General features: G+C 70.5%; 13 protein-coding genes. 5 read left to right on the top strand and 8 right to left on the bottom strand.

The window, feature by feature from the left end:
* The first annotated feature begins 122 nt into the window (after positions 1-122).
* A complete protein-coding gene (locus ACTWPV_RS02890) occupies positions 123-764 on the top strand; it encodes a GntR family transcriptional regulator (RefSeq protein WP_443150466.1) in 642 nt (213 codons plus the stop codon).
* A gap of 81 nt (positions 765-845) precedes the next feature.
* Here ACTWPV_RS02890 and ACTWPV_RS02885 read toward each other — a convergent pair whose 3' ends face one another.
* Positions 846-1193, bottom strand: coding sequence for a luciferase domain-containing protein (locus tag ACTWPV_RS02885; protein WP_347641927.1), 348 nt, complete (start codon positions 1191-1193; stop codon positions 846-848).
* Positions 1194-1461: 268 nt separating this feature from the next.
* Between ACTWPV_RS02885 and ACTWPV_RS02880 the strand changes: the two genes are divergently transcribed.
* The gene (locus ACTWPV_RS02880) at positions 1462-3165 is read left to right on the top strand and encodes a glycosyl hydrolase family 18 protein (RefSeq protein ID WP_443150465.1); all 1704 of its coding nucleotides are present in this window, start codon (positions 1462-1464) and stop codon (positions 3163-3165) included.
* Positions 3166-3211: 46 nt separating this feature from the next.
* Here the strand turns inward: ACTWPV_RS02880 and ACTWPV_RS02875 are convergent, their stop codons facing one another.
* From ACTWPV_RS02875 to ACTWPV_RS02850, 6 genes are all read right to left on the bottom strand, one after another.
* Positions 3212-4048 carry an aldo/keto reductase gene (locus tag ACTWPV_RS02875; RefSeq protein WP_347641925.1) on the bottom strand — a complete coding sequence of 279 codons (837 nt, stop codon included), beginning with the start codon at positions 4046-4048 and terminating at the stop codon, positions 3212-3214.
* A gap of 88 nt (positions 4049-4136) precedes the next feature.
* Positions 4137-5522 (bottom strand): sulfatase-like hydrolase/transferase, encoded by a 1386-nt coding sequence (locus tag ACTWPV_RS02870; protein WP_443150464.1) that lies wholly within the window; start codon positions 5520-5522, stop codon positions 4137-4139.
* Between the two features lie 23 nt (positions 5523-5545).
* A complete protein-coding gene (locus tag ACTWPV_RS02865; protein ID WP_443150463.1) occupies positions 5546-6352 on the bottom strand; it encodes a carbohydrate ABC transporter permease in 807 nt (268 codons plus the stop codon).
* On the bottom strand, positions 6352-7233 hold the full coding sequence (locus ACTWPV_RS02860; RefSeq protein ID WP_347641921.1) for a carbohydrate ABC transporter permease: 882 nt from the start codon (positions 7231-7233) through the stop codon (positions 6352-6354). Before ACTWPV_RS02860 ends, ACTWPV_RS02865 begins: the two co-directional genes overlap by 1 nt.
* Entirely contained in the window at positions 7230-8504 is a 1275-nt protein-coding gene (locus tag ACTWPV_RS02855; protein WP_443150462.1) for a sugar ABC transporter substrate-binding protein, read from the bottom strand. Before ACTWPV_RS02855 ends, ACTWPV_RS02860 begins: the two co-directional genes overlap by 4 nt.
* Before the next feature lie 13 nt (positions 8505-8517).
* Positions 8518-9519, bottom strand: a complete 1002-nt coding sequence (locus ACTWPV_RS02850) for a LacI family DNA-binding transcriptional regulator (RefSeq protein ID WP_443150461.1) — start codon at positions 9517-9519, stop codon at positions 8518-8520.
* A 328-nt stretch (positions 9520-9847) separates the two neighbouring features.
* On the opposite strand from ACTWPV_RS02850, the gene ACTWPV_RS02845 reads away from it, so the two are divergent.
* From ACTWPV_RS02845 to ACTWPV_RS02835, 3 genes are all read left to right on the top strand, one after another.
* Entirely contained in the window at positions 9848-11275 is a 1428-nt protein-coding gene (locus tag ACTWPV_RS02845) for a multicopper oxidase family protein (protein ID WP_443150460.1), read from the top strand.
* A gap of 119 nt (positions 11276-11394) precedes the next feature.
* Positions 11395-12801: an APC family permease gene (locus ACTWPV_RS02840; RefSeq protein WP_443150459.1), complete on the top strand. Its 1407-nt coding sequence runs from the start codon at positions 11395-11397 to the stop codon at positions 12799-12801.
* Entirely contained in the window at positions 12798-13436 is a 639-nt protein-coding gene (locus ACTWPV_RS02835) for a GOLPH3/VPS74 family protein (protein ID WP_347641916.1), read from the top strand. Before ACTWPV_RS02840 ends, ACTWPV_RS02835 begins: the two co-directional genes overlap by 4 nt.
* A 6-nt stretch (positions 13437-13442) precedes the next feature.
* Here ACTWPV_RS02835 and ACTWPV_RS02830 read toward each other — a convergent pair whose 3' ends face one another.
* Positions 13443-13787, bottom strand: coding sequence for a hypothetical protein (locus ACTWPV_RS02830; protein ID WP_443150458.1), 345 nt, complete (start codon positions 13785-13787; stop codon positions 13443-13445).
* Positions 13788-13803: the final 16 nt, after the last annotated feature.

The raw sequence follows: 13803 nt of genomic DNA, 5'->3' as shown, positions 1-13803 counted from the left end.
CACGACCGACAGAACGGGGCTGAACGATCACAGGCTTCGATCCCGCGGCACACCCACGCGCGGGGCGGGTTGTCGATAATATTGCTGACCAGGATGGGTTCGTACGGCATCGGGAGGATCGCATGGCCCCAGGGTCCCCGCAGGAGGAGACGCTGACCGGCCGGGTCAGGGCGGCCGTGCTCAGCGGGGACTTCGTGCCCAACCAGCGGCTCATCGAGGCCGACGTGTGCGACCAGTTCGGCGCCACCCGGGCCGCGGTGCGCGAGACCTTCAAAGAGCTGGCCGCCGAGGGCCTGGTCGAGATCCTCAAGAACAAGGGCGCCCGCGTGCGGGCGGTCTCCAAGGCGGAGGCCGTCGAGATCACCGAGGTGCGGATGGTGCTCGAGGGCCTGTCGGCCGCCAAGGCCGCGGAACGGGTCACCCCCGAGCAGGGTGCGCGGCTGCGGGAGATCGTCGCCGCGATGCGCGCGGCCGTGGAGTCCCACGACCTCGACCGCTATTCCGAGCTGAACGCGACCCTGCACGCCGAGATCCGCGAGATCGCCGGCCACCGCACCTCGGCGGTGATCATCGAACGGCTGGGCGCGCAGGTGGTGCGGCACAAGTTCCGTCTCGCCCGGCAGCCGGGGCGGGCCTCGGTGTCGCTGCCGCAGCACGAGCTGATCGTGGCGGCCATCGTCGCCGGCGATCCCGAGGCCGCCCAGACGGCGATGCAGCAACACCTGCGCAGCGTCGCCAAGGCCCTGGAGGCCTCCGACGCCTGACCGCGACGGCACCGCCGAGGCGATCGTCATCGCACGCCTCGCGGTGATTGGCGATGAAAGTGTCGACAATCGGCCGGCCGGCTACGCCACGTGCTCCTTGATCGCCACGCTGGTCAGGGCGAACAGCAGGTCGAGGTCGGGCTCCGCGTCGACCTGCACGGCCACCCAGTCCCGATCGGGGCACGCCTGCACCTGGCCGCACTCGCGCAGGTAGGGGGCCAGCCGGTCGATCGCCGGCGCCGTCAGGCGCACCTGGACCTCGTCCGCGCCGGCCAGTCGCAGGATCTCGACCCCGTGTACGGTGAACCTGGGGCCGCGCCGGGTGTCGCTCACCGCCAGCGCCGGCCACGATCGGAATTCGGCCACCGCACGGACCACGTAGGGTCCGTGGCGTTGAGCGGTCCGCCGCCAGGCGGTGATCCCTGCCACGCCTCAATGCTGAGGCACGGTACACCTCCACGTCAGCGACCGTTCCGCAACCGTTATCTACCCTCCGGGGTGAGATCGCACGGCGCGCACGACCGGCCCGGTGAGCCGCGCGGAATCCGCTCCGCATTCTGATGAGATTTCACCATCTGTGCGGCGCGTATTGACGCCTTCCCAGCCTGCGGTTACCGTCCATTTTATAAGGAAACTTTACTAATAGTTTCCTGTGGCATCCCATCCCGTACACCCCCCAACCGGATGTCGGAGCATCATGAGACACACCATCCTGCGCAAGGCCCTCGCCGGGCTGGCGGCGTTACTGCTGCCGCTCACCGTCCTCGTCGCCGCCCCCTCCTGGGCCGCCGCCTCCTCCTCCGCCGGCGCCGCCGCCATGGCCGACTGGTCCGCGTGGACGGCCTACACGGCGGGCACGCGCGTCACCTACAACGGCGTCACGTACGAATGCGTCCAGAGCCACACCTCCCAGCCCGGCTGGGAGCCGCCGAACGTCCCCGCACTGTGGAAGCCCGTCAGTGGCGGCGGGGGCGACACCAGCGCCCCGAGCGTCCCGGGCAACCTCCGCTCGACCGGCGTCACCGACCGCAGCGTCTCCCTCGCCTGGAACTCCTCCACCGACAACGTCGGCGTCACCGGCTACGAGGTCTACCGGGGCGGCACCCTGGTCGCCACGGTCACCGGCACCACCCACACCGACACCGGTCTCAGCCCCGAGACCCGCTACGCCTACACCGTCAGGGCCCGCGACGCCGCGGGCAACCGCTCGGCCGCCAGCGGCGCCGTCAACGCCACCACCGCCAAGGGTGACGACGGCGGCGACCCCGGCGGCCCGGGCGACGGCGGGAACAAGGTGCTCGGCTACTTCGTGCAGTGGGGCGTATACCAGCGCGGATACCACGTCAAGAACATCGACACCAGCGGCTCGGCGGCCAAGCTGACGCACATCAACTACGCCTTCGGCAACGTGCAGAACGGCCAGTGCACGATCGGCGACAGCTACGCCGACTACGACCGCTTCTACCAGGCGAACGAGAGCGTGGACGGCGTCGCCGACACCTGGGACGCCGGCGCGCTGCGCGGCAGCTTCAACCAGCTGCGCAAGCTCAAGCAGAAGCACCCGCACCTGAAGGTGCTGTTCTCGTTCGGCGGCTGGACCTGGTCCGGCGGCTTCACCCAGGCCGCTCGGAACCCGGCCGCGTTCGCCGAGTCCTGCTACCGCCTGGTCGAGGACCCGCGCTGGGCGGACGTGTTCGACGGCATCGACATCGACTGGGAATATCCGAACGCCTGCGGCCTGTCCTGCGACAGCAGCGGCCCGGCCGCGTACAGGAACCTCATGCAGGCGCTGCGCGCCCGGTTCGGCTCAGGCAACCTGGTGACCTCCGCCATCACGGCCGACGGCACCAACGGCGGCAAGATCGACGCGGCCGACTACGCCGGCGCCGCGCAGTACGTCGACTGGTACAACGTCATGACCTACGACTATTTCGGCGCCTTCGCCCCGCAGGGCCCGACCGCCCCGCACTCCCCGCTCACCTCCTACAACGGCATTCCGACGCCCGGGTTCCACTCCGACGCCGCGATCCAGAAGCTCAAGTCCAAGGGCATCCCGGCGAGCAAGCTGCTGCTCGGCATCGGCTTCTACGGCCGCGGCTGGACCGGCGTCACGCAGGCCGCGCCGGGCGGCACCGCGAGCGGAGCGGCACCCGGCACGTACGAGGCGGGCATCGAGGACTACAAGGTGCTCAAGACCCGCTGCCCGGCCACGGGGACCGTCGCGGGCACCGCGTACGCCCACTGCGGCAACCAGTGGTGGAGCTACGACACGCCGGCCACGATCGGCGGCAAGATGAGCTACTCGAAGAACCAGGGCCTCGGCGGCGCGTTCTTCTGGGAGCTCAGCGGCGACACCTCCAACGCCGAGCTGCTCACGGCCATGCGGAACGGCCTGGGCTGACCTGACCGTCGAGGGCCGGCCCCGCCATGGGCCGGCCCTCCCGGGTTCAGCCCAGCCCGCGCACCTGCTCGGCCGTCAGCGAGACGGCCGAGGCGGCGAGGTTCTCCTCCAGGTGGGCGACCGTCGACGTGCCGGGGATCGGCATCGTCACCGGGGAGCGGGCCAGCAGCCAGGCCAGGCTGACCTGCGCGGGCGTGGCGCCGACGGCCTGGGCGACGTGGTCCACCGGGCCGCCGGGCTCCGCCAGCCGGCCCTTGGCGATGGGGCTGTAGGGGATGAACCCGATGCCCTCCTTCTCGCAGTGCTCCAGCACCCCCTCGGAGACCCTGAGGGTGAGGTTGTAGCGGTTCTGCACGGTGGCGATCTCGACGACGCGCCGCGCCCGCTCCAGCTCCTCGACGCTCACCTCGGACAGGCCGATGCTGCCGATCTTGCCTTCGTCCCGCAGCGCCCCGAGCTCGCCCACCTGGTCCTCCAGCGGCACGTCCGGGTCGATGCGGTGCAGCTGGAGCAGGTCGATGCGGTCCAGCCCGAGCCTGCGCAGGCTCATCTCGACCTCCTGCCGCAGGTACGCGGGCCGCCCCACGGCCTCCCACTGGCCCGGCCGCGGCCGGACGAACCCGGCCTTGGTGGCGATCAGCAGCCGCTCGGGGTACGGGTGCAGCGCCTCCCGGATGAGCTCCTCGTTGACGTACGGCCCGTAGGAGTCGGCGGTGTCGATGAGCTCGACGCCCAGATCGACGGCCCTGCGCAACACCCGGACGGCCTCGTCGTGGTCGCGCGGCGGCCCCCACACTCCCGGACCCGTCAGGCTCATGGCGCCGAAGCCGAGCCGGCGGACGGCCTTGCCGCCGATGGTGAACGTGCCGGGCGAATAGGACATCAGGACCCCCTAGGTGCGACGTTCCAAGTCCGTGGTTCAACGGATACCAGGCCCATCTTCCTATGACCCGGTCCCGGCCGAAGGACCGTCAGGGGCGGGGCTGGTGGCCGAAACGGGCAGGCTTGGGGCCGTGGAGGCGGACGGCGGGGTCGGTCATGCCCTGGTGGGGCCCGGTCAGCTCGGCGGCCGGCTCGATGACCGGCTCCGCCTCCCCCGCCGCCACGATCCGCCGTGCCAGCCGCTGCCGCAACCCCGCGGCGACCTCCGCGTGCGACGCGCGCCCCGCCAGGTTGACCAGCTCGTGCGGGTCGTTGTCCAGGTCGTACAGGGCCTGCTCGCGGTAGCGGGCGGCGGCCGGGACGTCCCAGGGGTCGGCGTCCTCGGCGACGGCGTAGTACTTCCAGCGCGACGTACGGATGCCACGCCCCACCTCCGACTCGCTCACCTGGAAGAACACCTCGTCGGGCCACGGCGTGCGCGGATCGCGCACCAGCGGCAGGAACGAGCGGCCCTGCATGGACGCGGGCACCGGCAGCCCGGCGGCCTCCAGCAGCGTCGGCGGCAGGTCGACGGTGCTGACGGGACGGGAGATCGCCCCGCCCCCGTCGAAGCCCGGCCCGCGCAGCGCGAGCGGCACCCGCAGCGACGCGTCGTGGCAGGAACGTTTGTACTCGCCGTTGCGGGTCTTGAAGTGGTTGCCGTGGTCGGAGGTGTACGCCACGATCGTGTTGTCCAGCAGGTCCATGCTGCGCAGCGCGTCGAGCAGCCGGCCGAGCCCTTCGTCCAGGCGCTTGACCTGGCCGAGATAGCCGCCCATGTGCTGGTGGGCCGTGCCGCCGAGCGCGGCCAGGTCCTGCGGCATCCAGCGGCCCTGATAGCGCTCCTCGTAGCCGTCGGGGGCGGGATAGTTGTCCACCTCGTTCTGGTGGTGCGGCTCCAGGAACGACAGGAACAGGTAGAACGGCTCGTCGTGGTGGTCGGCGGCGAAGCGCACGGCCGCGTCCACGAGGGCGTCCGAGCGGTAGCCGGGCAGCAGGACCGGCTCGTTCGCCTCGTCGTACATGATCGTGCGGTAGGCGTCGGAGGTGTGCTCCAGCGCGTTCGCCGCCAGCCACGACCGGTAGCCGCCGCGCTCCCCCTCCGGCACCGGCTCGCTGCCGGACAGGTGCCACTTGCCGATGTAGCCGGTGGCGTAGCCGGCCTCGCCGAAGTGGTGCGCCAGCGTGCGCTCCCCGGCCGGCAGGACGCGGCCGTTGCGGTAGACGCCCGTCGTGGTCGGGTAGCGCCCCGTCTGCAACGCCGAACGGGCGGGCGCGCACACGGGCTGCGGGGTGAGCGCGACCGTGGCCTGCGTACCGTGCCTGGCCATTCTGTCGAGGTTGGGGGTGAAGGGTCCGACGGTGTCCCACCGCTGCTGGTCGGTGAAGACGACGATCACGTTCGGGGGCACGTTCGGGGCCACGTTCGGGCGCAAAAGGAACTCTCCTAACGGACTGACTATTTGATGCCGGTCAGCGCGATGCCACGCACGAAGTATCGCTGCGTGAAGATGAACAGGACGGCGGTGGGCACGAAGAGGATCACCGAGCCCGCGGCCGTGAGATGCCACAACGTGAAGTACTCCTGGTTGAACAGGGTGAGCCCGACCGGGATGGTACGCATCTCGGGCGTCGTCGTGGCCACCAGCGGCCAGAGGAACTCGTTCCACTGGAAGACGAACGTGAACAGCCCGAGCACGGCCAGCGCGGGCCGCGTCTGCGGCAGGATGACGCTCCGGTAGATCCGCAGCTCGGAGGCGCCGTCGATGCGCGCCGCGCTGATCAGGTCGTCGGGGATGGGCTGGATGAACTGCCGCATGAGGAAGATCCCGAAGGCGTCCATCAGGAACGGCGTGATCAACCCCTGGTACGTGTCGAGCCACCCCATGGTGGCCATCAGCACGTACAACGGGATCATCCGCACGAAGAACGGCACCATGAGCGTGGCCAGCAGCGCCACGAACAGCGTGTTGCGCAGGGGGAAGCGGAACTTGGCGAAGACGTACCCGACGAGCGGGTCGAACAGCAGGTGCGCGAGCGTGATCGCGCCCGCCACGACGAGGCTGTTGATGATGAAGTTGCCGAACGGCGCGCGGGTGAACAGCTCCGCGTAGTTGCCCCACTGGGGCGAGTCCGGCACGATGACCGCGTTCGCCGACAGCGTCTCCACCTCGGTCTGCAACGACAGCGACACCATGTACAGCAGCGGCACCACGGTCGCGAGCGCGGCCAGCCCGAGCAGGATGTAGAGCAGCGGCTTGCGCATCAGTACGTGACCTCCCCGCGCCGCCCGGCCCGCAGTTGCACCAGCGTGAACGCCACGATGACGACGAGCAGCAGCACCGACTGCGCCGAGGAGTAGCCGAAGTCCCTGGCGCGGAAGGCGACGTTGAAGATGTGGAAGACGGACAGGTCGGTGGCGTCGCCAGGACCTCCGTTGGTGATGATGTACGCCTGCCCGAACGCCTGCAGCCCCGAGATGACCGCCATCACCGAGACGAACAACGTCGTCGGCGCGAGCAGCGGCAGGGTGATCCGCCAGAAGCGGCGCCACGCGTCCGCCCCGTCGATCTTCGCGGCCTCGTGGTAGGTCTCCGGAATGCCCTGCAGCCCGGCCAGGAACAACACCATCGTGTAGCCGACGCTCTGCCAGAGCGTGACGGCGGCGATCGTGAGCAGCGGTGAGGTGTTGAGCCACGTCTGCTCGGGCAGCCCGGCCGCGCCCAGCACCCGGTTGAGCACCCCGAGCTCGGGGTCGAGGATGTTGCGCCACAGCAGCCCGACGATCGCCACCGAGGTCAGGTACGGCACCAGCAGCAGCACCCGGAACACCACCCGGCCCCTGAGCGGCTGGTCGAGCGCCAGCGCCAGCCCGAGCCCTAGCACGATCGAGCCGGCCACCACGATCACCGAGAAGATCACCGTGACGAGGAACGAGTGCCGCACCGCCGGGTCGGCCAGGGCCTGCGTGTAGTTGCCCAGCCCGGCCCACTGGTCGGCCTGCGGCCCCGTGCGCAGGCTGGTGGCCATCACGTTGCCGATCGGCAGGTAGAAGAAGGCCGCGAAGAACAGGATCGCCGGGATCAGGAACAGGTAGGCGGTCCTGGCGTAGCGGCCGGAGAGGGTGCGTGGCCGCAACATCGTCATCGCAGGAAGCCCTCCGCGGCCTCGGCGAACGCGCGCAGGGCGTCGGCGGCCGGCTCGTTCTGGATGATGACCTGCTGGTAGACGACCTTGAGCTGCTCGTCCCACTTGCCGAGCTGGCCGGTCAGCCGCACCTGCTGGGTGGAGTCCCGGGCGGTCGGCAGGGCATCGGCGAACACCTTGATGGCGGCGTCCTGCTGCACCTCGGGCAGCTTGGCCCAGGAGACGCGCGGCATCAGCATGCCGGTCTCCTTCGTGGCGGCCTGCTCGACCTCGAGCGCGGTGATGCGCTTGATGAAGTCCCACGACAGGTCGGGCCTGGTGGCCTTGGCGGGCACCAGCATGCTGGTGCCCGCCGCCTGGGTGACCTGCTCCTTGTTCTTCAGCGGCGGCGCGACGCCGAGGTCGATGTCGGCGCTGGTCTTCCTGATCGGTTCGAGGTCCCAGGGCCCGGTGAGGATCATCGCGGCGCGCTTGGCGGAGAACAACTTCTGCGGGCCGGAGTAGTCGGTGCTGGACACCGGCACCGGGGCCACCTTGTGCTTGTGGATCAGGTCGGCCTGGAACTGCAGGGCGGCGATCGCGTCCTCGATCGGCGTCATGACCTTGCCGGTCTCCGGGTCGAAGGGGGTGACGCCGGCCTGCATCATCCACGGCCAGATGTAGCCGTGGTCCTGGTTGAGCGCGACACCGTGCACGCCGTCCTTGGTCAGCTTCTTCGCCGCGGCGAGGAACTCCTCCCAGGTGGTCGGCGCCTCCACCCCGGCCTCGCTGAGCATGCCCTTGTTGTAGAGCAGCGTGTTGCAGGTCAGGTGGAGCTGCACGCCGTACACCTTGCCCTGGTAGGAGTTGCGCTCGACGGCGACCGGCTGCCAGTCGGAGGGGAAGCCCATCGCCTCGCCGTCGCGGTCGACGTAGTCCTGCAGCGAGCGGGCGTTGCCGGAGATGGCGAACTCCTGCACCCACCCGCCGGGCTCCTCGACCACGTCGGGCACCGTGCCGGAGGCGAAGTCGGCCAGCAGCCTCGTGCGCAGGTCGGGCCACTGGTATTTCTGCAGGTTGACCTTGACCTTGTTGGCCTGCTCGAACTCGGCGATCACCTTGCGGTAGGCCTGGTAGTCGTGGCCGGCGTTCCAGTAGACGGTGAAGGTGCCGGGGGCGGCGGTCTGCTCGGGCGGCGCTCCCGCGCAGGACGACAGCACCGGCACCGCGGCGGCGGCGCCGGCCAGGCGGAGCAGGTCGCGGCGGGTCATGTGGGGGGCGTGGGAAGACATCTCGGATTCCCTTCTAGGAGGAGCCCCGCCGCAGGAAGGTCCAGGAGCGGACGATCTCGCGGGCGGGCGGCGGCTCCTCGGCCTGGAGGCGGTCGAAGAGCAGGCGTGCGACGTCGGTGTAGTCGTGGCGGAGCGGGCCGACGGTGCTGAGCTGCGGATTGCTGATGAGACCCTCGTCGATGTTGCCGACGCCGACGACGGCCACGTCGTCGGGCACGCGCAGCCCGGCGTCCCTGGCGGCCCAGATCACGCTGATCGCGGCCCGGTCGGAGGCGGCGAAGATCGCGTCGGGGCGGTCGGGGGAGCTCAGGAGCTCGGCGGCCGTCTGGTAGGCCGAGACGCGGTCGTCCGCGCCGGAGGTGACGATCCGCTGGTCGACACCGTGTCGTTCGAGGGCGGTGGTGTAGCCGAGCAGCCGTCCCGCGGGTTTGTCGCGGTAGAGCTCGAAGCGGTGCGCCATGAAAGCGATGCGCCGCCTGCCCTCCGCCAGCAGGTGCTCGACCGCCTGCGCGCACGCCTCGGTCTCGGGGGCGCGGACGACGTCGCAGCCCTCGAGCCCGCTCTCGTTGCTCAGCACCACCATCGGCAGGCCGGTGGCGGCGAGCCCGGTGAGCAGGTCGTGGGTGAAGTGGTCGCCGACGACGTTGACCAGCGCGCCGTCGGCGATGCCGCCGCGCAGCACGTCGACGGCCGCGGTCGCGCGCGCCTCTGAGTAGACCGTGAGCGTGACCACGGAATAGCCGCGGGCGTCGGCCATCTCGTGCAGGTCGGTGGCCAGCCGCTCGTCGCTGGGAACGCCGCCGAGCGAGCTCAGCACCAGGCAGACGCGCTGCGTGCGGCGCTTGCGCAGGCTCCTGGCGGCCTGGTTGGGGGTGTAGCCGAGCTGCCTGGCGGCCTCGAGCACCCGCTTCCTCGTCTCGGCGGCCACGGGGCGGTCCCGGCCGCTGAGCACGTAGGAGACGGTCGCCACGGACACGTTCGCCAGCTCGGCCACCTGTCGTGCGGTGGGTCTCATGTTAGTCGAATAACCTAGCATTTCCGACTGGAATACGGGGAATCTTTCTGGGCAAACATCGCGATCATGGTCGGAGTCGAGGGAGCTGCACGCCTCGGCGTCTCAGGCGTGTGAATCGATTAACACCATAGTTTTCACCACCTCGCCCGATCAATAGGCGGGCGCGCCCGGAGTTCCAGCCCTCTGCCCGATTCCCAGCGTGGCGAAAGGCGTTTTCTGTCACTCTCCGTTACCTTTCCAGGTGAACGGGGGAGGATCTGTGAAGAACCGAGCAATTGGGCGAGTATCACGCCGGACGTTCGTTACCGGCACGTTCGCGGCTCTGGGGTTGGGCGCGGCCCTGGAGGCGCCGGCGGCCGGCGTCGCGGCGCCGCGCGGGACGGTGCTGCGGGCCGGGCCCGCCAAGGTGAGGCTGGGCAAGCGCACCGTCTCCACCTGGGCCTACAACGGCCTGCTCCCCGGCCCGCTCGTCAGGGCCACGGCCGGCGAGACGGTCGCCGTCCGGCTGGTCAACGACCTGCCCGCGCCCACCACCGTGCACTGGCACGGCATCAGGATCGACTTCCCCATGGACGGCGCACCCGGCTTCTCCCAGGACCCCACCCGGCCCGGCGGCACCTTCGACTACGTCTTCCGGGTGCCCGACCCCGGCACGTACTTCTACCACTCGCACGTCGGCACCCAACTCGACCGCGGGCTGTACGGCCCGCTGGTCGTGGCCGACCCGCACGAGCCGCTCCGGTACGACGAAGAGTTCACGATCGTGCTCGACGACTGGCTCGACGGCATCGACGGCACCCCCGACGACGCCCTGCGCCGGCTGAACTCCTCCACCGAGCACGACGACACGCTGCGCAGCGAGGCGCTGGGCGGCGTGGCCGCGGAGATGCGCCACCCGCTCTACCTGATCAACGGCCGCCCGCCGGCCGCCCCCAAGACGCTCGCCGGCTCTCCCGGGCGGCGCGTCAGGTTCCGGGTCGTCAACGCGGCCGCCGACACCGCCTTCCGGGTCGCGCTCGGCGAGCACCGCATGACCGTCACCCACACCGACGGATTCCCGTGCTCGCCCGTCACCGTGGACACGTTCGTCATCGGCATGGGCGAGCGGTACGACTTCGTCGTCACGCTCAAATCGGGCGCGTTCCCGCTGGTGGCGCAGGCCGAGGGCAAGGGCGGGCGGGCGTACGCGGTGGTGCGGACCTCGCGCGGGGCCGACACGCCGCCGCCGCGGGTCAAGGTGCCGGAGCTCAAACGACGGATGCTGAAATATCAGGACATGGACGCGCGGCCCACCGACCACCTCCCCCTCCCGACCAGAGCCGTCGCCGTGACACTCGGCATGCGCGAGTCGGGCAACGAGTGGACGCTCAACGACCGGCTCGCGAGCGACCCGCTGCGGCTGCGCGTCGAACCGGGCGAGACCCTCAGGATCGTCCTGGACAACCAGTCGCCCATGTGGCACCCGATGCACCTGCACGGCCACACCTTCCAACTGCGCGCCCGCGGGCGGTCAGGGCCGCGCAAGGACACCGTGAACATCAAGCCACGCGAGCGCCTGCACATCGACGTGCACGCCGACAACCCCGGCGAGTGGATGTTCCACTGCCACAACCTGTACCACCAGGAGCAGGGCATGATGGGCGCCATCGGCTACGGCCAGGCCCCGCCGCTGCGCCCCGGCATGATCCACGGCGGACACTCCTCCGGCGAGGAGAGCCACTCTCCTGGCAGGAAGGGCCGCCAGGGCGGCCGCTGACGCGCGCCGGCACTGCCATGTGGCACATCACCGTGATCACTCTTGCGACCCGGCACCGGGCTACGCGAGGATCGCCGGACTGGATCCCCGCCCTGCATGACGACACGGAGAGGCTTGTCGTGCGCGCTTCAGAGAACATCGAGCAGTTCGGTTACCGGCAGGAGTTACGCCGCGGGGTCGGGTTGACCGACCTCGTGTCCTACGGCCTGGCCTTCATGGTGCCGATCGCACCCTTCGCGATCTTCGGCCTGGTCTATGCCCGCTCCGGCGGCATGCCGGTACTGGCGTACCTCGTCGGGATGATCGCGCTCCTCTTCACCGCCGCCTCGTACGCGCAGATGGTCAAGGCGTTCCCTCTGTCGGGCTCCGTCTACAACTACGCCGGTCGCGGCATCGCCCCGCCGATCGGGTTCATGACCGGATGGATGGTCCTGCTCGACTACATCCTCGTGCCCTGCCTGCTCTATCTGGTGGCCTCGCTCGCCATGAACGACCTCGTGCCGGACGTCCCCGTCTGGGCCTGGCTGATCGTCTTCGTGGCGGTGAACACCGGGATCAACCTGCGCGGCATCCGCATGACGGTCCGGCTCACCCGCCTGATGATCGGCTTCGAGCTGCTCGTCCTGGGGCTGTTCCTCGCCGTGGGCCTCTGGGCGCTGCTCCAGGGCAAGGGCCACGGGTTCAGCCTCTCACCGCTGTTCAACCTGGAGACCTTCTCGTGGCCGGTGATGTTCGCCGCGGTCTCCGTGGCGGTTCTGTCGTTCATCGGCTTCGACGGCATCAGCATGCTCGTCGAGGAGTCCACCGGCGGCTCGGCCCAGGTGGGCAGGGCGATGCGGGTGGCGCTGCTGCTCGCCGGTCTGCTCTTCGTCACCCAGGTCTGGGTCGCCTCCCTGCTGGTGCCCGACCCCGGCGGGCTGCTGGTCGAGGACAGCGGCACCGCGTTCTACGACGCCGCCGCCGTGGCGGGCGGCGCATGGCTCAAGGACGTCACCCTGACGGCCACCGCGCTCTCCTGGGGCGTGGCCAACACCATGGTCGCCCAGGTCGCGGTGTCGCGCCTGCTCTACGCGATGGCGCGCGACCGGCAGCTCCCGTCGTTCCTCGCCAAGGTGTCGGTCAGGCACTCGGTCCCGGCCAACGCCATCGTCTTCGTCTCCCTGCTGTCCGTGGGCATCGGCCTGTGGATGTCCAGCCGCTCCGACGGCGTCGACCTCCTCACCAGCCTGATCAACATGGGCGCCATGGCCGCCTTCATCGTCCTGCACGTGTCGGTGATCGTGCACTACGCGCTGCGCCGCGGCTCCGACAAGCTGTGGTCGCACCTCGTCGCGCCGCTGATCGGCATGGGCATCCTGGTCTTCGTGGTGATCAACGCCAACGTCCTCGCCCAGGTGGTGGGCCTCGCCTGGCTGGGCGCCGGCGTCGTGGCGCTGGTCGTCCTCTATGCCCTGGGCCGCCGGCCGGCCCTGGACGGCATGCCCTCCCAGGCTGGACGGGAGCCGACGAGGACCTCCGCTCCATGAGCGCGCTGCCCCTCCACCAGGACCTCTACCTCATCGCCCACGACCAGTCGGGCAGGCCCCTGATCCATCAGTCGTCGATGTCGCTCGGGCTGGCCGGCGCCGTGCTGCTCGACCTCGCGCTCGGCGGGCGCGTCGCCGTCGCCAAGGGCCATGCCGCCGCCACCCGGCGCGCTCCCACCGGCGACGCGATCGCCGACGGCCTGGTCTCCCTCCTCCTGCGCCACCACGCCGGCAGGGAGCTCAGGTATCTGCTCAAGAAGACGGCGGACGGCATCCACGACCGCACCCGGGAGGCGCTGCTCGCCTCGGGCGTGCTGGTCCAGGTGAGCGGGCGCCGGCTGGGCGTGCTGCCGTACACGCGCTACGAGCCCGCCGACATCGCCTCGATCGTGCGGGCCTCCGCCGGGGCGCGCTCGGCGGTCGAGGGCTGGAAACAGCCGGACGCGCGGTGCGCCGCGCTGTGCGGGCTGGTGGCCGTGCTGCGGGTCGAGCAGGAGCTCTATCTGGACCAGCCGGGCGCCCGGCTGGTCGCCCGCCTGCGCGAGATCGCCCGCGAGAGTTCCCCCGTGGTCGGCGAGGTGGTCACGGTGGTCGACGCGCTCGTCGGCGAGGCCGCCGTCGCCGTCTACCGCTGACCGGCCTCAGGGGAAGAGGGCGCGGAGTTGCGAGACGACCTCGACGACGGGCGCCACCTCTGCGGCGCGGGCCGAGAGCCGGCTGAGCGCGTCGAGGATGCGCGACCGGTCAGGCTCGGTCTCCGCCAGCTCCTGCCGGATGTCACCCGCGTCCCTGCGCGCCCGCGCCGGCTCGGCGAGGTCGGCCTCGTGCGCCGCGAGCAGGCGCTCCAGCCGTTCCAGGAGCGCTCCCGCCTCGCCGCCCGCCGGATCGCCGCCGTTGACGACGACCGCGCGGGCGTGGGCGCCCATCGCGATCGGCCCGCTGATCCGGCCGTCGCCGCTGACGTGCACGCCGTATTCGTCGCCCATGGGATCTCCTCGCTCG

This window comes from Nonomuraea sp. KM88 (assembly GCF_052245635.1).
In the GTDB taxonomy this organism is placed as follows: domain Bacteria; phylum Actinomycetota; class Actinomycetes; order Streptosporangiales; family Streptosporangiaceae; genus Nonomuraea.
Note: the sequence above shows the minus strand (reverse complement) of the source record. Positions and strands in the feature narration are given on the sequence as shown.

Coding starts and splice junctions, on each gene's coding strand:
- ACTWPV_RS02890 (WP_443150466.1), top strand. CDS start 123: ATGGCCCCAGGGTCCCCGCAGGAGGAGACGCTGACCGGCCGGGTCAGG.
- ACTWPV_RS02880 (WP_443150465.1), top strand. CDS start 1,462: ATGAGACACACCATCCTGCGCAAGGCCCTCGCCGGGCTGGCGGCGTTA.
- ACTWPV_RS02875 (WP_347641925.1), bottom strand. CDS start 4,048: ATGTCCTATTCGCCCGGCACGTTCACCATCGGCGGCAAGGCCGTCCGC.
- ACTWPV_RS02865 (WP_443150463.1), bottom strand. CDS start 6,352: ATGCGCAAGCCGCTGCTCTACATCCTGCTCGGGCTGGCCGCGCTCGCG.
- ACTWPV_RS02860 (WP_347641921.1), bottom strand. CDS start 7,233: ATGACGATGTTGCGGCCACGCACCCTCTCCGGCCGCTACGCCAGGACC.
- ACTWPV_RS02855 (WP_443150462.1), bottom strand. CDS start 8,504: ATGTCTTCCCACGCCCCCCACATGACCCGCCGCGACCTGCTCCGCCTG.
- ACTWPV_RS02850 (WP_443150461.1), bottom strand. CDS start 9,519: ATGAGACCCACCGCACGACAGGTGGCCGAGCTGGCGAACGTGTCCGTG.
- ACTWPV_RS02835 (WP_347641916.1), top strand. CDS start 12,798: ATGAGCGCGCTGCCCCTCCACCAGGACCTCTACCTCATCGCCCACGAC.
- ACTWPV_RS02830 (WP_443150458.1), bottom strand. CDS start 13,787: ATGGGCGACGAATACGGCGTGCACGTCAGCGGCGACGGCCGGATCAGC.